17 protein-coding genes are annotated in these 18,007 nt (G+C 65.2%); 13 read left to right on the forward strand and 4 right to left on the reverse strand.

Annotated elements, in window-relative coordinates; translation table 11 throughout:
* Positions 1-41 precede the first annotated feature (41 nt).
* Positions 42-1,043, reverse strand: a complete 1,002-nt coding sequence (locus M0765_RS15655) for a S1C family serine protease (RefSeq protein ID WP_258504505.1) — start codon at positions 1,041-1,043, stop codon at positions 42-44.
* Between the two features lie 88 nt (positions 1,044-1,131).
* Here M0765_RS15655 and M0765_RS15660 point away from each other — a divergent pair, with 88 nt between their 5' ends.
* The 7 genes from M0765_RS15660 (at position 1,132) to M0765_RS15690 (ending at position 7,890) form a co-directional block, all read left to right on the forward strand.
* Positions 1,132-1,992 (forward strand): TatD family hydrolase, encoded by an 861-nt coding sequence (locus M0765_RS15660; RefSeq protein WP_258504506.1) that lies wholly within the window; start codon positions 1,132-1,134, stop codon positions 1,990-1,992.
* Positions 1,993-2,123: 131 nt separating this feature from the next.
* The gene (locus tag M0765_RS15665) at positions 2,124-2,531 is read left to right on the forward strand and encodes a hypothetical protein (RefSeq protein WP_157612668.1); all 408 of its coding nucleotides are present in this window, start codon (positions 2,124-2,126) and stop codon (positions 2,529-2,531) included.
* An 87-nt stretch (positions 2,532-2,618) separates the two neighbouring features.
* A complete protein-coding gene (locus M0765_RS15670; protein WP_258504508.1) occupies positions 2,619-3,146 on the forward strand; it encodes a DNA-deoxyinosine glycosylase in 528 nt (175 codons plus the stop codon).
* On the forward strand, positions 3,146-3,928 hold the full coding sequence (locus M0765_RS15675; protein ID WP_258504510.1) for a spermidine synthase: 783 nt from the start codon (positions 3,146-3,148) through the stop codon (positions 3,926-3,928). The genes M0765_RS15670 and M0765_RS15675 overlap by 1 nt, the downstream gene beginning before the upstream one ends.
* Complete coding sequence (locus M0765_RS15680) at positions 3,925-5,721, forward strand: GspE/PulE family protein (protein WP_258504511.1); 1,797 nt, start codon at positions 3,925-3,927, stop codon at positions 5,719-5,721. Before M0765_RS15675 ends, M0765_RS15680 begins: the two co-directional genes overlap by 4 nt.
* 152 nt (positions 5,722-5,873) lie before the next feature.
* On the forward strand, positions 5,874-6,362 hold the full coding sequence (locus tag M0765_RS15685) for a tripartite tricarboxylate transporter TctB family protein (RefSeq protein WP_258504512.1): 489 nt from the start codon (positions 5,874-5,876) through the stop codon (positions 6,360-6,362).
* 16 nt (positions 6,363-6,378) lie between these two features.
* Positions 6,379-7,890, forward strand: coding sequence for a tripartite tricarboxylate transporter permease (locus tag M0765_RS15690; RefSeq protein WP_258504514.1), 1,512 nt, complete (start codon positions 6,379-6,381; stop codon positions 7,888-7,890).
* 379 nt (positions 7,891-8,269) lie between these two features.
* On the opposite strand, the gene M0765_RS15695 is transcribed toward M0765_RS15690, so the two are convergent.
* Positions 8,270-9,196 (reverse strand): LysR family transcriptional regulator, encoded by a 927-nt coding sequence (locus M0765_RS15695; protein ID WP_258504516.1) that lies wholly within the window; start codon positions 9,194-9,196, stop codon positions 8,270-8,272.
* A 97-nt stretch (positions 9,197-9,293) separates the two neighbouring features.
* On the opposite strand from M0765_RS15695, the gene M0765_RS15700 reads away from it, so the two are divergent.
* Genes M0765_RS15700 through M0765_RS15715 form a run of 4 tightly spaced genes read left to right on the forward strand, consistent with a single transcriptional unit; the run spans position 9,294 to position 13,689 of the window.
* Positions 9,294-10,271: a Bug family tripartite tricarboxylate transporter substrate binding protein gene (locus M0765_RS15700; protein WP_258504518.1), complete on the forward strand. Its 978-nt coding sequence runs from the start codon at positions 9,294-9,296 to the stop codon at positions 10,269-10,271.
* Positions 10,272-10,285: 14 nt separating this feature from the next.
* A complete protein-coding gene (locus M0765_RS15705; RefSeq protein WP_258504520.1) occupies positions 10,286-11,899 on the forward strand; it encodes a gamma-glutamyltransferase family protein in 1,614 nt (537 codons plus the stop codon).
* Positions 11,900-11,920: 21 nt separating this feature from the next.
* Complete coding sequence (locus M0765_RS15710) at positions 11,921-12,868, forward strand: DMT family transporter (RefSeq protein WP_258504522.1); 948 nt, start codon at positions 11,921-11,923, stop codon at positions 12,866-12,868.
* Between the two features lie 26 nt (positions 12,869-12,894).
* A complete protein-coding gene (locus tag M0765_RS15715; RefSeq protein WP_258504524.1) occupies positions 12,895-13,689 on the forward strand; it encodes an SDR family oxidoreductase in 795 nt (264 codons plus the stop codon).
* 15 nt (positions 13,690-13,704) lie between these two features.
* On the opposite strand, the gene M0765_RS15720 is transcribed toward M0765_RS15715, so the two are convergent.
* Complete coding sequence (locus M0765_RS15720; RefSeq protein ID WP_258504526.1) at positions 13,705-14,616, reverse strand: DMT family transporter; 912 nt, start codon at positions 14,614-14,616, stop codon at positions 13,705-13,707.
* A gap of 102 nt (positions 14,617-14,718) precedes the next feature.
* Between M0765_RS15720 and M0765_RS15725 the strand changes: the two genes are divergently transcribed.
* Together M0765_RS15725 and M0765_RS15730 are read left to right on the forward strand one after the other, a co-directional pair.
* Complete coding sequence (locus M0765_RS15725) at positions 14,719-15,702, forward strand: quinone oxidoreductase family protein (RefSeq protein WP_258508283.1); 984 nt, start codon at positions 14,719-14,721, stop codon at positions 15,700-15,702.
* Between the two features lie 131 nt (positions 15,703-15,833).
* Positions 15,834-16,244 carry a response regulator gene (locus M0765_RS15730; RefSeq protein ID WP_258504528.1) on the forward strand — a complete coding sequence of 137 codons (411 nt, stop codon included), beginning with the start codon at positions 15,834-15,836 and terminating at the stop codon, positions 16,242-16,244.
* A 44-nt stretch (positions 16,245-16,288) separates the two neighbouring features.
* On the opposite strand, the gene M0765_RS15735 is transcribed toward M0765_RS15730, so the two are convergent.
* Positions 16,289-17,950 (reverse strand): Na/Pi cotransporter family protein, encoded by a 1,662-nt coding sequence (locus M0765_RS15735; protein WP_258504529.1) that lies wholly within the window; start codon positions 17,948-17,950, stop codon positions 16,289-16,291.
* Positions 17,951-18,007: the final 57 nt, after the last annotated feature.

Raw genomic sequence — 18,007 nt, forward strand, 5'->3', positions numbered from 1 at the left:
GTAATCAATCGAAAAGCATGGGTCGGTCCTCCGTCAGGCTGCTAGAACGGCGGCGAGCCGGCGGCGGAGGCTGCGTTCTCGATGGGCACGGCAAACCCGATGCCTATGAAAGTGCGCTGCTGCGTAGGGTTGAGGATGGCGGTGACGATGCCGAGCACCTCGCCGTCCATGTTGATCAGTGGGCCGCCCGAATTGCCGGGGTTGGCCGCCGCGTCGAACTGGATCAGGTTGCCCAGCTCCTGCTTGCCCTCTGGCGAGCGGAACGAGCGCTTCAGGCCCGAAACCACGCCAGCAGATACCGAAGGACCGATGCCGAACGGAAAGCCGACCGCGGCCACCTGGTCGCCGGATTGCAGGTCGGCCGTCGAGCGCATCACGGCGGGAATCAGGTCGTCGGGAATCTTCTGCGCCTGCAGCACCGCAAGATCGTTCTCGGGCTGCACGCCGGTGATGGTGGCCACGGCTTCGAGGCCATCGGAGAAAGTGACCTTGATGGTCTCGGCGCCGGCCACGACGTGCAGGTTGGTGAGGATGACGCCCTTGTCGACGATGACCACGCCAGTGCCCACGCCGCGTTCGGTTTCGCCCGGCGGCGGGTCGGCTTCGGGCGGCTTGCCCTTCGCAAGATTGCGCCCGCGCTTCTGGGTCTTGGCCTCGGGAGTGGCTTTTTCGGGGCCGTAGCCGACCACGCGAACCACCGAAGGCCGCACGATCTCGGCCGCCTTGGCGGCGGGCGAGGGCAGGGTGTTGGTCTGCAGCGTGCGCAGCACGGCCGAGTCGATGTCTTTTTGCGTGAGTGCCCTGGCGCCCTGGCGCGGCCACCATGCACTGCCGACCGCAATGGCGCACAGCACCACCAAGAACGCAAAACTGCGCCGGCCAGGCTGCCAGCGCGGCTTGCCTTGCGGTGGAGAAACGGGTGAATCCGGCGGCGCGCCATTGCCTCCGCCTTCGGGCGATGGCACGGCCTGATCGGCGGCCGCGGAATCGGCCGCCTGAGGCAGCGTGCGGGGCGAACGGCTGTAGAAGGCGGGCCTGCGCATCGAAACACCTCCGGCAAGGGATGACGGGTGAGGGGTTCACAGTAGCACGCTTTCTTCTGCCTTGCATCCCTTCGGGCATCATCTCGCCATGGCTGTATTCATCGACACCCACTGCCATCTGGACGCGCCCGAATTCGGTGCGGAAATGCCGCTCATCCGGGCCCGCGCTGCGGAACGGGGCGTGGCGCTGTGCGTCATTCCGGCCGTTGCCGCCTTCAACTTTGCAACCGTGCGTGAGCTGGCGCACGTGCAGAGCGACGCTTATGCGCTCGGGATCCACCCGCTGTGCACCGGCAATGCGCAAGAGGCCGACCTGGAGGCGCTCGATGCCGAGCTCTCAACGCGCCGAGGCGACCCGCGCCTGGTTGCGGTCGGCGAGATCGGCCTCGACTACTTCGTGGACGGTCTGGACAGCGACAAGCAGCAGCACTTTTTTCACACTCAGTTGCAACTCGCGCGCAAACACGACCTGCCGGTGCTCATTCATGTGCGCCGCTCGGTCGACAAGGTGCTCAAGCATTTGCGGCAGACAGCGGGCGGCCGACCGTGGCGGGGCATTGCCCATGCGTTCAACGGCAGCGAGCAGCAGGCCAAGGCCTGCATAGACATCGGCCTGAAGCTGGGCTTCGGCGGCGCCGTGACCTTCGATCGCGCGTTGCAGCTGCGGCGCCTCGCAGCCACCTTGCCGCTCGAATCGATGGTGATGGAAACCGACGCACCCGACATCCAGCCGCACTGGATCTACCGCACCCAGGCCCAGCGCGCGGCCGGTGAAGCACAGGGGCGCAACGAGCCCGGCGAACTGCCGCGCATCGCCGAAGTGGTGGCGCAATTGCGCGGCATCGGCGTCGATGAACTGGCCGAGGCCACGACCCGGAATGCGCTGGAAGCCATACCGCGGCTCGAAAGCCTTCTTTCCTTGTCGGAGCGCAGGCCGCAGCGCACGTAGGCCGATGTCCCGAGTTGCGTTTGCGCAAGCGGAGGCTCCTTTTTTACTGTCATCCTCGGTGTTCGAAGTGGCGTTGTTTGTTCAGTGGCAAGTTCGTCACTCCGACACTTCATCCAAAAAGGAGTCTTTACATGACCACATCTTTCGTTCGCACCGTGCCCGTCGTTCTGGCCCTCGCGCTTGCTTCCATCGGCGTGTCCGCCGTGGCTCAAACCGCGACAACCGCCGCGCCCGCAACGACCACCGCCGAGCCCACCACCACCGAAAAGGTGAAGGAAGCCGGCAGGGACGCAGTCGATGCGACCAAGACCACCACCAAGAAGGCCGTGAACGCCACCGAACGCGGCACCAAGAAGGCATGGGACGCCACCAAGCGCACCACCAAGAAGGCCACCAACGCCACCAAGAACGTGGCCGCCAAGACGGGCGATGCGGTTGAAACCGCCGGCCACAAGACAGCCGACGGCATGCGCAGCACCGGCAAGGCCATCGGTGAAAAGGTGCCCGGCACCGCCGAACACGAAGCCGCCAAGAAATAACCGGCGCTCGCCTTCCGCACAACCCGCTTCGGCGGGTTTTTTCATGGGCGATCGAAAGCGCCGACAGTGCCAAGATAGAGGCTGTTCATGAAACCACCGACCCCTCCCGATACATCGAGCGCAGTGCTCACAGGCCTGGCGCCCGTCGTCTCGCCGGACACCGTGGTGCTGATCCTCGGAAGCTTCCCGGGCGTTCGATCGCTCGAGCAGCAGCAGTACTATGCGCATCCGCAAAATCAGTTCTGGAAAATCTTGCAAGCCGTTTGGCCCCAACACCCGCTCCCGATGGGCGCAGACAGCTATCCCGAAAAGAAGAAGTGGCTGCTCGCGCGCGGGCTGGGCGTGTGGGACGTGTATGCGGCCTGCGAGCGCGAGGGCAGCCTTGATTCGGCCATTCGCGCACCCGTTGCCAACGACATAGCCGGCCTGCATCTGCCGAAGCTTGCCGCCATTGCCCACAACGGCGGCGAAAGCTTCAAGCATGCGCGCCACACGCGCACCCTGGGCGTGCCGGTCTACCAGCTGCCTTCCACCAGCCCCGCCAATGCGTCGTGGAGCTTCGAGCGCAAGCTCGCGGCCTGGCGCGACGTCTTCGACGCCCACAAACTTATCTGATGGCCACGAGCAAAACCCCCGTCCTTCCTGAAGTCAATTTTTCCGACTGGGGCGATATCCGCTACCTGCACCTTGGCACCGAATGGGTGCAGGGCTCGATGAAGCTCGATGCGCCGTTCGAGATCGAGCTCGAATACGTGCAGCGCATGATGGCCTGGCTGCTGTTCGCCGACGCGAAAAGCGTGGCAAGCCGCCACGCGATGCAGCTCGGCCTCGGCGCGGCCACGCTCACGAAGTTCTGCCGCAAGACCTTGCGCATGCGCACCACGGCCATCGAGCTGAACCCGCAGGTGGTGTCGGCTTGCCGCGGCTGGTTCAAGCTGCCGGCGGACGACCCGAAGCTGCGCGTGGTCATTGCCGATGCCGCGCTCGAAATCCGCAAGGCCGAATGGCAGGGCACGGTGGACGCATTGCAGGTCGACCTGTACGACCATGAGGCCGCGGCGCCGGTGCTCGACAGCGAAGACTTCTATGCCGATTGCCGCGCATTGCTCACCGAAGACGGCTGCATGACGGTCAATCTCTTTGGCCGCTCGTCGAGCTACGAGCGCAGCCTCGAGAAAATTGCCGGCGCATTCGGCGCCGATACGGTATGGGCCTTCAAGCCGACGCGCGAAGGCAACACGGTGGTGCTGGCGCAGCGCACGCCAAGCCGCCCGAAGCGCGAAGCCCTTGCCGAGCGCGCCCAAACGATCCAGACTCGATGGGGCCTGCCCGCGCCTAAATGGCTGCGTGTGTTCAAACCGCTGAATCCCACTCTCACCCGACCTTCCGGCTCATGAGCGCTGTTCCCGCTGCTTCCGCATCCAAACCTTCGCCTGCCCGTCACGAGGGCCCGCTCGACCTGCGCCGTTTGATCGAATGGCTCGCCGCCGACGGCGTGATCTCGCCGGTGGAGGCCAAGCGCACCATTGCGCGCTGTGCCCAGGCCGAAAGCCGGCAGGCGCCGCTGGTGCGGCTTGCCAACGTGGCCATGACGCGCGAAAGCGACGGCAAGCCGCTCGACCTTGAAATGCTCACGCAATGGCTCGCCGGCCGTGCGGGGCTCAGCTACCTGCGCATCGATCCGCTCAAGGTCGACGTGGGCAAGGTGGCCGACACCATGAGCGCGGCCTATGCCGAGCGCCACAAGGTGCTGCCGGTGCAGGTGCTGCCCACCGAGGTGGTGGTGGCCACGGCCGAGCCGTTTCTTACCGACTGGATTGCCGAGGTAGAGCGCCAGGCGCGCCGCACTGTGCGCCGCGTGGTGGCCAACCCGACGGACATCCAGCGCTACACGGCCGAGTTCTTTGCGCTCGCCAAGTCGGTGCGCGCCGCGCAGAAGGCCGGGGGCAACACCGGCGGCGCGAGCTTCGAGCAGCTGGTGGAACTGGGCAAAAGCACCAAGCAGCTCGACGCCAACGACCAGAGCGTGGTGCAGGTGGTCGACTGGCTGTGGCAATACGCGTTCGACCAGCGCGCGAGCGACATTCACCTGGAGCCGCGCCGCGAGCAGGGCGTGATCCGCTTTCGCATCGATGGCATCCTGCATCCGGCCTACCAGATGCCCATGGGCGTGATGAACGCGATGGTGTCGCGCATCAAGCTGCTGGGGCGCATGGACGTGGTCGAAAAGCGCCGCCCGCTCGACGGCCGCATCAAGACCCGCAACATGCGCGGCGACGAAGTCGAAATGCGGCTTTCCACCTTGCCGACCGCTTTCGGCGAGAAGATGGTGATGCGGATCTTCGACCCCGACACGGCGGTGAAGGATCTCGACGCGCTCGGCTTCTCGCAGCATGACGCGCACCGCTGGGAGCAACTCGTCACGCGGCCCAACGGCATCATTCTGGTGACCGGGCCGACGGGCTCCGGCAAGACGACCACGCTGTACTCCACGCTCAAGCGCGTGGCGACCGAAGAGGTCAACGTGAGCACGGTCGAAGATCCGATCGAAATGATCGAGCCTTCGTTCAACCAGACGCAGGTGCAGCCGCAGCTGGACTTCGGTTTTACCGAAGGCCTGCGCGCACTGATGCGGCAGGATCCGGACATCATCATGGTCGGCGAAATCCGCGACCTGGCCACGGCCGAGATGGCGGTGCAGGCCGCGCTGACCGGCCACCTGGTGTTCAGCACGCTGCACACGAATGACGCGCCGAGCGCCATCACGCGGCTCATGGAGCTGGGCGTGCCTTCGTACCTCATCAACGCCGTGATGCTCGGCGTGCTGGCGCAGCGGCTGGTGCGCACGCTGTGCCCCAACTGCAAGCAGCCCGACGATACGGTCACGCGCGAGAAGCTCGAAGCCATCGTCAAGCCATGGCAGATCACCGGTTCGGTGCGTGCCTACAAACCCGTGGGCTGTGTCGATTGCCGCATGACGGGCTATATGGGCCGTATGGGCCTGTACGAACTGCTGAGCATCAGCGAAGACTTCAAGAGCCAGGTCAACAAGGAGCCCAACCTGGCCGGGCTGCGTCGGCAGGCGGTGATCGACGGCATGCGCCCGCTGCGCCTGGCGGGCGCGCTGCGCGTGGCCGAGGGCGTGACGACGGTCGAAGAAGTACTGAGCGCGACGCCGCCCCTGGAATGAGCCCCGGCGGAGCCGGTTTTCCGGCGTTCCGCGATTTTGCGCGGTGAAGTCTTTCGGGTTATCCCTAGGCCTTTCGTTAGTGGAATCCACATCGGCCTGACCACTGGCTGACTCGACAATCCGGCATCGAAATTTGTTCGAGGAGACTGTTCGTGAAAATCAAGAGTCAGAAAGACTTTTTCTCGGGCCTGATGTTTACGGTAGTGGGCGCGGCGTTCGCATGGGGCGCCACCACCTACAGCGTAGGCACCGGCGCTCGCATGGGTCCGGGTTACTTCCCGTTGATGCTGGGCATCCTGATGGCCGTCATTGGCCTGGGGATCATGTTCAGCGGCCTGACCGTTGAAACCACCGACGGCGAAAAGATCGGCAAGTGGGCCTGGAAGCAGGTGATCTTCATCCTGGGCGCCAACGTCGCCTTCGGCATCTTGCTCGGCGGCCTGCCGAGCCTCGGCGTGCCGGCCATGGGAATGATCATCGCGATCTACGCGCTCGTGCTCATCGCCAGCCTTGCGGGCCACGAGTTCAAGCTGCCTACCGTGCTGATCCTGGCCACCGTGCTGGCCGTCGGCAGCTACGTTGCATTCATCTGGGCGCTCAAGCTGCAGATCCAGGTCTGGCCGACCTTCATCACCGGTTGAGAAGAAAGCTGCTCACATGGAATTGTTTGACCACCTCTCGATGGGTTTTGGCGTTGCCTTTACCTTCACGAACCTGCTGTACTGCCTTGGCGGCTGTATCCTGGGCACGCTGATCGGCGTGCTGCCGGGCATCGGCCCGGTTGCGACCATCGCAATGCTGCTGCCCGCCACGTACGCGCTGCCGCCCGTGTCGGCGCTGATCATGTTGGCCGGTATCTACTACGGCGCGCAATACGGCGGCTCCACCACCGCAATTCTGGTGAACCTGCCAGGCGAATCCTCGTCGGTGGTGACCGTGATCGACGGCTACCAGATGGCGCGCAAGGGCCGTGCAGGTCCGGCGCTCGCCGCGGCGGGCCTGGGTTCGTTCTTTGCCGGTTGCGTCGGCACCCTGATCCTGGCTGCCTTTGCGCCGCCGCTCACCGAGCTGGCCTTCAAGTTCGGCCCGGCCGAATATTTCTCGCTGATGATCCTGGGCCTGATCGGCGCCGTGGTGCTGGCTTCGGGCTCGCTGCTCAAGGCGATCGGCATGATCGTGCTGGGCCTGCTGCTGGGCCTGGTGGGCACCGACGTGAACTCGGGCGTGGCGCGCTACAGCTTCGACGTTCCGGAACTGACCGACGGCATCGGCTTCGTCGCCATTGCCATGGGCGTGTTCGGCTATGGCGAAATCATTGCCAACCTTTCGCGCCCCGACGACGAGCGTGAAGTGTTCACCGCCAAGGTTTCGGGCCTGTTTCCGACCAAGGAAGACTTCAAGCGCATGATCCCGGCCGTGCTGCGCGGCACGGCACTGGGTTCATCGCTCGGCATCCTGCCGGGTGGTGGTGCGTTGCTGTCGGCCTTCGCGGCCTACACCATCGAGAAGAAGACCAAGCTGCATCCGGGCGAAGTACCGTTCGGCAAGGGCAACATCCGCGGCGTGGCAGCACCCGAGGCAGCCAACAACGCAGGTGCGCAAACCTCGTTCATTCCGCTGCTGACGCTGGGTATTCCGCCCAACGCGGTGATGGCGCTGATGGTGGGCGCAATGACGATCCACAACATCCAGCCGGGCCCGCAGGTGATGACCAGCAACCCCGAACTGTTCTGGGGCCTGATCGCCTCGATGTGGCTCGGCAATGCAATGCTCGTGATCCTGAACCTGCCGCTGATCGGCATGTGGATCAAGCTGCTGACGGTGCCCTACAAGTTCCTGTTCCCCGCGATCGTGCTGTTCTGCGCCATTGGCGTGTACTCCACGAACAACAACACGTGGGACATCTGGATGGTCGGTATCTTCGGCTTCGTGGGCTACACCTTCTTCAAGCTGGGATGCGAGCCTGCGCCGTTGCTGCTGGGCTTCATCCTGGGGCCGATGATGGAAGAAAACCTGCGCCGTTCGCTGCTGCTCTCGCGCGGTGACTGGAGCGTTTTCGTCACCCGTCCGATCTCGCTTGGACTGCTGCTTGCCGCTGCACTGCTGCTGGTGATCGTGCTGTTGCCGGCGGTGAAGGCGAAGCGCGAAGAGGCTTTCGTCGAAGACTGATTTTCGTCTTCCGGCTTTATTCGAACGGCGCCTTTTGGGCGCCGTTTTTCATTTCGGCGGCTTGGGTGGGTTGGAGGCTGTTGTTCAGGGCAGGTGCAAAGGCCACCGGGTACTCCCCTCCGCGAATGTCCCCGGGGCTGCGCCCCTCCTCCTTTATTTCGCTGCGCGGAGCACCCGATGCCCTGTGCACTTGGGCACGCCGCTGGTGTACGGCTGATCAACCAGTGCTCTGAACTCGCACCCGCTGGCGGGGTGCCTTGCGCAGCGAAATAAAGGAGGAGCCGAAGGCGGGGGACATTCGCGGAGAAAGGTACCCCGTCGGCGGGTGCGCCGCCCTGAACATCGACGCCAATTGCACAGCGACGCGAACCAAGAAACCCTACGGCTTGCCAGCTCTCGGTGGTTTCATATGCTGCCGAGCCATGGCCAGGAAAGCTAGCGCGGCAGGGCTGAGCGGGTGCTTGGCCAGCCGAACGGCTACTACCGGGTACTCCAGAGTCGGGCGCGTGACCGCCACCGCACGCAGGTTGCCCGGCATCAACACTTCGACATAGCGCGGCAGCAGCGCCACTCCGGCACCTGCCTGGATCAGGCCGAATGCCGTCGACAGCATCGACACGTGATGAACCACATGCGGGTACACATTCGCCATGCTGGATAGTTGACGGCTGACTGACCGCCACACATTGGCGTCTGGGTTGACGTGGATGAAAGGCAGAGCTTCCAGGTGCCTGGCGTCAACCACCACGCGCTGCGCCAGCGGATGATCTTCGCGCACGAAAAGCGCCATGCGCTCCGTAAACAGCGGCTCGGTGGCCAGCTCCGAGTGCTTCTGTCCGATGTCCGATCCAAAGCCCAGGTCGGCCTCCTGCGAAAGCAGGCGGGAAATCATCTGCTCGGCGGTGCTGTCGAGCAGCGTGGTGGCCAGCGTGGGGTGTTTCTGCGAAAAGCGGCCGAGCATCGGCGGCAGCAGGGCGCCGGCCGTCAGGTGGCCCACCGCCAGCACCACGCGGCCTTCGCGCAACTGCGACTGCGAACGGCAGGCGTCTACCGACTCATCAATGAGGCGCAGCGCGCGCACGGCGGTTTCGACCATCACCTGGCCCGCGCTCGTCAGCTGGATGCGGCGGCCACGTACCACCAGCGGCTGCCCGATCTCTTCTTCCATGCGCTTGATCAGGTGGCTGATCGCGGGCTGGGTCAGTTGCAGGGTTTCCGCGGCCAGCGTGAAGCTGCCGGTTTCAGCGACGGCTGCCAGTGCCCGCAACTGCTGCAGCGAGACCTCTTCGGCGGCGTTCTTTGCCATAAACCAGGTTCATAGTTGAATAAGGTGGATTATCTGGCTTGATGACCGGCGGCTGCATAGCATGCAAGGTTTCTCTACCGGGCCAGAATCCAGCACCATGAAACGAATCCAGTTCCTTCAAGGGGTTGCCGCAGCGCTCTGCCTGGCTGCATCGAGCACAGCCAGCTTCGCCCAGGGCTATCCCAACAAGCCGGTGCGGCTCGTCGTGCCGTTCCCCGCGGGCGGCGCCACCGATCTCTTTGCCCGCACGCTCGGGCAGAAGATGGGCGACAAGCTCGGCACCACGCTGATCATCGACAACAAGCCGGGGGCCGGCGGTGCCATCGGTTCCGACCTGGTGGCCAAGGCGCCGGCCGACGGCTACACGCTGCTGCTGGCCACCACCAGCACGCACTCGATCGGCCCGGCCATCACCAGCAAGCTGCCTTACGACACGGTGCGCGATTTCTCGCCCATCGCGCATGTGGGCGATGCGCCCAGCATCATGCTGGTGCCGGTCAATTCGCCCGCGAAAACGGTGCGCGAATGGATCGACCATGCAAAGAAGAACCCCGGCAAGCTCAACTACGCCTCCAGCGGCAACGGCACCATCGTGCAGCTCACGGCGGAGCTCTTCAAGGCGCAGGCCGGCGTGTTCGTCACGCACATTCCCTACAAGGGCACGGCGCTTGCCATTCCCGACCTGATCAGCGGCAAGATCGACGTACTGTTCGACTCGCTGCCTACGGGCATGCCGCACGTGCGCGACGGACGCCTGCGTGCGCTCGGCGTTACCACGCTCAAGCGCAGCCCGCTCGCGCCGGAGCTGCCGCCCATTGCCGACACGCTGCCGGGCTATGAATCGAATACCTGGTTCGGCTTCTATGGACCGAAGGGTTTATCGGCGGACATCGTGGCGCGCGTCAATAAGGCGGCCAACGAAGCGCTGGGCGACCCCGAGGTGAAGGACAAGCTTTCGCGCTTGGGCATCGAACCCGCCACTGCCGGAACGCCCGAGCAGTTCGCGAAGATGGTGGCCACCGATGCGGCCAAGTGGAAAAAGATCGTGGTCGAACGCAAGATCACCAACGAGTAACGAGACAAACCGACATGAACTTCGATTTCAACAATCCCTATCTCTCCACCCGCATTCCGATCTTCGCGCGCAACGTGGTGTCGACCTCGCACCCGCTGGCGTCGCAAGCCGGGCTGCGCATGCTCCAGCAGGGCGGCAACGCCGTCGATGCGGCCGTTGCCACGGCGGCCGTGATGACGCTGGTCGAGCCGGTGAGCAACGGCCTTGGCAGCGACGCGTTCTGCATCTTGTGGGACGGCAAGGAACTGCATGGCCTGAACGGCTCCGGTCCCGCACCCAAGGCCTGGACGCCTGAATACTTCAAGGCCAAGTACGGCGCCGCTGCCGCCACGCCGCCCATGCGCGGCATCGATTCGGTCACGGTGCCGGGCGCCGTGCGCAGCTGGGTGGCGCTGAGCGACCGCTTCGGCAAGCTGCCCTTCGCCGACCTGATGGCGCCGGCCATCGAGATTGCCGAGCGCGGCTACCTCGTGCCGCCGGTGGTGCAAGGCAAGTGGCTGGCGGCCACCTCGCTGCTCGAGTCGCAGCCGGGCTTCGCGCAAAGCTTTCTGCCCTGGGGCCGCGCACCCGAGATCGGCGAGCTGTTTCGTTTTCCCGCTGCCGCACGCGCTCTCAAGGCCATTGCCCGCACCAAGGGCGAGGCCTACTACAGCGGCGAAATCGCTGAAGCGCTCGCCAGGTTTTCGAAGGAGCAGGGCGGCGCGCTCACGGTGGCCGACCTCTCGGCCTACCAGCCTGAGTGGGTCAAGCCGATTTCGCGCGACTACCGCGGCCACACGCTGCACGAGATTCCGCCCAATGGCCAGGGCATTGCGGCGCTGATCGCGCTCGGCATTCTCGAGAAGTTCGACATCGCTTCGCTGCCGGTCGACTCGGTCGCTTCGCAGCACCTGCAGATCGAGGCGATGAAGCTCGCCTTTGCCGACGTGTACCGCTACGTGTCGGAGCCATCGTCGATGACGGTGACCCCCGCGCACATGCTCGATGACGCCTACCTGGCATCGCGTGCGAGACTCATCGACGTGAAAAAGGCGCAGGACTTCAAGGCCGGCAATCCCGTGAAGGGCGGCACCATCTACCTCACGGCCGCTGACGAGAGCGGCATGATGGTGAGCTTCATCCAAAGCAACTACATGGGCTTCGGCTCGGGTTGCGTGGAGCCCGAGTTCGGCATCAGCCTGCAGAACCGCGGCCACGGCTTCAGCCTCAAGGCTGAAAGCCCTAACGTCGTCGCACCGGGCAAGCGGCCCTTCCACACCATCATTCCGGCCTTCCTTACCAAGGACGGCCAGCCGGTGATGAGCTTTGGCGTGATGGGCGGCAACATGCAGCCGCAAGGCCACATGCAAACGCTGGTGCGCATGCTCGACTACAAGCAGAACCCGCAGGCCGCCTGCGACGCGCCGCGCTGGCGCTTCAATGCGGGACTCGAGATCAATGTCGAGGCCGCGATGAATCCGGACACGGTGCAAGGCCTGCGCGACCTCGGCCACCAGCTCGACGTGATCAACGACTCGTACCAGGACTTTGGCGCCGGCCAGTTCATCTGGCGCGCGGGCGATCCGTCGGTGGAAGGCTATGTGGCCGCCAGCGATCCGCGCCGCGACGGCGTGGCTGCAGGCTATTGAAGACCGCGCGATGATCGAGGGATGACCAAGTCCGCCGTACAGACCGGCATTCCCTCCGCACATGGCGGCGCAAAGAGCATTGCGCCCGGCCTCATCCTCGCTTCGCTGGGCGCCATCGCGTTCAGCGGCAAGGCCATCATCGTCAAGCTGGCCTACCGGCATGGCGTGGACGCCATCACGCTGATCATGCTGCGCATGCTGTTCGCGCTGCCGCTCTTCGCGGTGATGGCGTGGTGGGCAGGGCGCGGCAAGCCTGCGCTCACGTTTCGCGATTGGCTTGGCGTGATCGGGCTCGGCTTCTCGGGCTACTACCTCGCGAGCTTTCTCGACTTCGCGGGGCTCGCATACATCTCGGCCAGCTTCGAACGGCTGATTCTCTATCTCAACCCCACGCTGGTGCTGCTGTTCGGCTGGCTCCTGTATCGGCGGCGCGCAACGCGGCCGCAAGTGATGGGCATGATCGTGAGCTATGCCGGCGTGCTGCTCGTGTTCGGGCATGAGCTCTGGACCGGCGGCGGAGGAAAGGGCGGCGGGGCGGCGGCGTGGGGCGCGTTTCTGGTGTTCCTGAGCGCGGTGAGCTATGCGGGCTATCTCGTCTACAGCGGCGAGTTCGTCAAGCGGCTCGGGTCGCTCCGGCTCGTGGGCCTGGCAACCACCGTGGCTTGCGTGCTGTGCATCCTGCAGTTCGTGCTCACGCGGCCGATGAGCGTTGCGATGCAGGTGGCGCCCGAGGTCATCTGGCTCTCGGTGCTGAATGCCACGGTTTGCACGGCGGTGCCTGTCCTGATGGTCATGATGGCCATTGAGCGCATCGGCCCGGCCATGGCTGCGCAAACCGGCATGATCGGGCCTCTTTCGACCATCCTCATGGGGGTGGTCATACTTGGCGAGCCGTTCACCGCGTGGATCGCGGCCGGCACGGTGCTCGTGATTGCGGGCATCTTCGTTTTCACACGCACGGGGCGCTAGCGCCCCTGCAGTACAGGAGAAAAAACATGGATCTGGGCATTGCAGGCAAGACCGCGCTGGTTTGCGGCGCGAGCAAGGGGCTTGGCTACGGCTGCGCCGAAGCGCTGGTGCGCGAAGGCGTGAACGTGGTGATCGTGGCGCGCGGCGCCGAGGCGCTCGAAGCCGCGGCTGCCAAGCTGGCCGCGGCGGCAGCAGGCTCGCCGGCACCCTTCGTCAAGCACGTGGCGGCCGACATCACGACCGAGGCCGGCCGCGCGGCTGTGTTCGCACTGGGCCATGACTTCGACATCGTCGTGACCAACGCCGGCGGCCCGCCTCCTGGCGATTTCCGCAACTGGGACCGCGAGGCGTGGATCAAGGCGGTCGATGCCAACATGCTCACGCCCATCGAGCTCATCAAGGCCACGGTCGACGGCATGGCCAAGCGCGGCTTCGGGCGCATCGTCAACATCACCTCCAGCTCAGTGAAGTCGCCCATCGACATCCTGGGCCTTTCGAACGGCGCGCGCAGCGGCCTCACCGGCTTTGTGGCGGGCGTGGCGCGCACGGCCATCGCGGCGCAGGGCGTGACCATCAACAACCTGCTGCCCGGCTCGTTCGACACAGACCGCCTCAAGGGCACGATGGCCGGCACGGCCCAGAAGACGGGCCAGGACTTCGACACTGTGTGGGAAGCCCGCAAGAAGAACATTCCGGCCAAGCGCTTCGGCACGCCGGCCGAGTTCGGCGCCATCTGCGCTTTCTTGTGCAGCATGCAGGCCGGCTACATGACCGGACAGAACGTGCTGGCCGACGGCGGCGCCTACCCCGGCACTTACTGAGCGCGCCTCGTGGTCTCAACGTTTGGATGAAGATGAGACCACGATGCCGCCCACGATCAGCAAGAAGGCCGCACCGTGGTACCAGTGCGGCGGTTCGCCGAGGAACGCCGCCGACAACAGCGCGGCGAACAGCGGCGTGAGGTTCATGAAAAAGCTCGCCGCCTGCGGCCCGGCATGCTGCACGCCGCTGCCCCAGCAGCGGTAGGCCAGTACGGCGGGCCCGATGCCGATGAAGGCCAGGGCCGCGAAAAGGGGCCAGCCCGGCACGATGCGCGCGTCCGCCAGCGTCCACTCTCCCGCCGCGAACCCGCCTGACCACGCAAGACCGAACACCATTTGTGCCATGAGAAACGCGGCCCAGTCTTGCCGCACGGCTTGAGGCTCGCGCGTGCGGGCCAGTATCCAGCTGTAGAAAGCCCAGGCAATGGTGCCCAGGATCATGTACAGGTCGCCCGGCACCAAGCGCAGCCCGAGCAGCTGCCGCCATTCGCCCCGGCTCAGCACCAGCAGCACGCCAAGCATCGAAAGCACCGATCCGCCGATCTCGCGGCCGCTGACGCGGGCGCCGAAGAAAACAGCGCCGGTCGCGAGCATCCACAGCGGCAGGCTGGAGCCGACCAGCGTGACGTTGATTGGCGTAGAGGTCTGCAGCGCCAGGTACTGAAAGGCGTTGTAGCAGCCGATGCCGAGCAGCCCCAGCACCGCATAGCGCTTCCAGTGCGCCCACATCGGGCTGCCGGGGCGCAGCACGGGCCATGCAAGCGGCAGCAACAGCACGAAGGCGATGACCCAGCGCACGAAGTTCAGCGTGAGCGGCGACACCAGCTCGCGCACCATGCGGCCGACCACCGCATTGCCGGCCCACAGCAGCGGCGGCACGGTGAGCAGGAAGACGGTGAAGGGCGTGAGGCGCTGCTGAATCTGCATGGCCGCCGACTCTACCGGGCATTGCCCGCCGCCGCCGCGGAAAGGCCAAACGTGGCACGATGCGCGTCTTCTTTTTCGCGAGCCTTGGAGACTGCAAAGATGATGAGCAAAGCCGTTCGTATCGACCGCCACGGCGGTCCCGAAGAACTGAAGATCGTCGACGTGGAGGTCGGCGAGCCGGGGCCCGGCGAAATACGCATCCGCCACAAGGCCGTGGGCCTGAACTTCATCGACACCTATCAGCGCAGCGGCCTCTACCCTTTCCAGATGCCCTTGCAGCTGGGCATGGAAGCCTCGGGCGTGGTCGAGGCGGTGGGCGAGGGTGTCACGCACCTCAAGGCGGGCGACCGCGCCGCCTATGCGAGCCAGCCCCCGGGGGCCTACAGCGAACTGCGCGTGATGCCGGCCAAGTGCGTCTGCAAGCTGCCCGACGCCATTTCGTTCGAGACCGGCGCGGCCATGATGCTCAAGGGCCTCACGGCGCAATACCTGCTGAAGAAGACGCTGCCCGCGGAAGGCTTGCAGCCGGGCGACTTCGTGCTGTTCCATGCCGCGGCCGGCGGGGTCGGGCTGATCGCCTGCCAATGGGCCAAGGCGCTGGGCCTGCAGCTGATCGGCACGGCCGGCAGCGACGCCAAGTGCAAGCTTGCGCTCGAGCATGGCGCGGCGCATGCCATCAACTACAGCACCGAGAACTTCGCGGCCAGGGTGAAGGAGATCACCGGCGGCAAGGGCGTGAAGGTGGTGTACGACTCGGTCGGCAAGGACACCTGGGAAGCCTCGATCGAGTGCCTGTGCCCGTTCGGTTTGCTGGCGGTGTTCGGCAACGGCTCGGGCCCCGTGCCGCCGATCAGCCTTGGCACGCTGGCCTCGAAGGGCTCGCTCTACGTGACGCGCCCGACGCTGTTCACGCACATTTCCACGCGCGAGAGCACACAGGCCATGGCGGACGACCTGTTCGCGGTGGTGCAGAGCGGTGCGGTCAAGATCCCGATCGACCAGCGCTACGCATTGGCCGACGTGCAGCAGGCGCACCGCGACCTCGAAGCGCGCAAGACCACGGGCTGCACGATCCTCACGCTTTGAGGCTCTGATAGTGCGCCACGGCCGGCCCGGCGACGGGCCAGCCTTGTCCTACCCGCGATGGGGTGTCATGCCTTCGTCTTGTGCCGGGTGCAATTTGTAGCCTGCTACAAAGCTTGAGGAACGCCGCCACCATGGACACCGTTAGAACCTTTGTTGTCGAGGACAACCCCACCATCCGCGAAAACCTGCTGGGCACCTTGCGCGAAGTGGCCAGGGTCGACCCGGTGGGCCAGGCGGAATCGGAGCGGGAGGGTACGCGTTGGCTGACGAGCAACCTCGCGCAATGGGACCTTGCCATCGTCGACCTGTTCCTGAAGGACGGCACCGGCTTCAGCGTGCTCGAGGCCTGCCGCAACCGTGAGCCGGCACAGAAGATGGTGGTGCTCAGCAACCATCTCACCCCCGAAATGCGCCGCAAGTGCACCCAGCTCGGCGCCGATGCGGTGTTCGACAAGGCCACGGAAATCGACGACCTGATCGACTTCTGCCTGCGCCGCCGCCAGGAGCAGTTCATGCGCTCGCCGTTCCCGGTCGCGCACTGACGTTTGCCTGCCGGCCTGCGCTTGCAGGCCGCCCCCAAAAAAACTCAGCCCTCGATCTTCCCCAGCCGCGATTCACGCAGCCGGCTCGGTGCCAGCGCGCCGGCCGACTCGAGGATCGGGTAGGCGATGGAGCAGATGTGCGAGTTGATGCGCTTCAGGTCGCTGATCAGGTCGATGTGCAGCGAGCTGGTCTCGATGCTCAGCGTGGTGCGGTCGGACAGCCGGTCGAGGTGGGTGGTGGCATAGGCCCGTTCAAGGTCGCGGAAGCGGGCTTTTTCTTCGAGCAGCTTTTGCGCGTCGCGCACATTGCCGTTCAGGAACACGCTCATGCTCAGCCGCAGGTTGGCCACCAGCCGGCCATGCAGTTCCACGATTTCCGCCATGCCGGCGGCCGAGAAGTTGCGCTGCGGCTTGATCTTCTTGTCCTCGATGTCGATGATCACGCGCTCGATGATGTCGCCGATCTGCTCCATGTTGATGGTGAAGCTGATGATGTCGGTCCAGCGCCGGCTTTCTTCTTCGCCCAGTGCCTCGCGCGAGATGCGCGTCATGTAGTACTTGATGGCCGAGTAAAGCTCGTCCACCGTGTCGTCGAGCTGCCGCAGTTCCTGCGACAGGCGCAGGTCGTTGTGGCGGATCACGTCGAGCGTGCCGATGAGCATGGTCTCCACGATGTCGGCCTGGTGCAGCGCCTCGCGCGCCGCGTTCGAAATGGCCAGCGAAGGCGTTGAAAGCGCCGAAGGGTCGAGGTGGTGCGGCCGCGTGGAAGTGGCCGGCTGCTGCGGCACCGGCAGCATCTTGGTGACCAGCGTTGCCACCCACTGCGTGAGGCCGATGAACCCCACGCTGATGATCACGTTGAATGCCAGGTGAAACAGCACCACGCCGTGGGTCGCGTTGGGCACTTGTGGCTGCACGTAGCGCAGCCAGAGCCCGACGAAGGGCGCGACGATCGCCACGCCGAGCGCCTTGAACAGCAGGTTGCCCACCGTGACCTGCCGCACCGGTATGGCCGACTTGGCGGTGGTCAGCACGGCCAGCAAGCCGCTGCCGAGGTTGGCGCCGAGCACCAGCCCCAGCGCCACGTCGAGCGGAACCACGTTGGAGCTTGCCATGGCCGCCACCAGCAGCACCACGGCCAGGCTGGAATACGCCACGATGGCGAGCGCGGCGCCAATGGTGATTTCGAGCAGCACGTCGCTGCTGAGCGAGGCCAGCAGCGCCCGCACGGCCGGGGCCGAGAAGAGCGGCTCGGTGGCTTCCACCACCAGCTGCAGCGCCAGCAGCATCAGCCCCAGGCCGATGAGCACCCGGCCCACGCGGCCCGCCACGCTGGCCGAGTGCGAAATGAACAGCACCACGCCCACGAAGATGAACATCGGCGACAGCCACGAAAGGTCTGCCGAGAACAGCACCGAGATGAGCGCCGTGCCGACGTCCGCCCCGCGCATCACAGCCAGCGCCGCCGGCAGCGTGACCAGGCCCTGCCCCACGAAGGACGAAGTCATCAGCGACGTGGCCGTGCTCGATTGCACCAGCGCGGTCACACCGATGCCCGACAGCGCGGCGGTGAAGCGGTTGCGCATGCTCTGCACGAGGATCTTGCGCAGGTTGGCCCCGAACACGCGCAGCACGCCCGTTCGAACGAGGTGCGTGCCCCACACCAGCAGTGCGACGGCGGCGAGCAGGTTCAGAAGATGCTTCATGGGTGCCGGTTTCTATCCTTTTCGTTTTGGTTCGTTTTCTTCAGCCCCATTTTCCAC

The organism is Variovorax sp. S12S4, assembly GCF_023195515.1.
In the GTDB taxonomy this organism is placed as follows: domain Bacteria; phylum Pseudomonadota; class Gammaproteobacteria; order Burkholderiales; family Burkholderiaceae_C; genus Variovorax.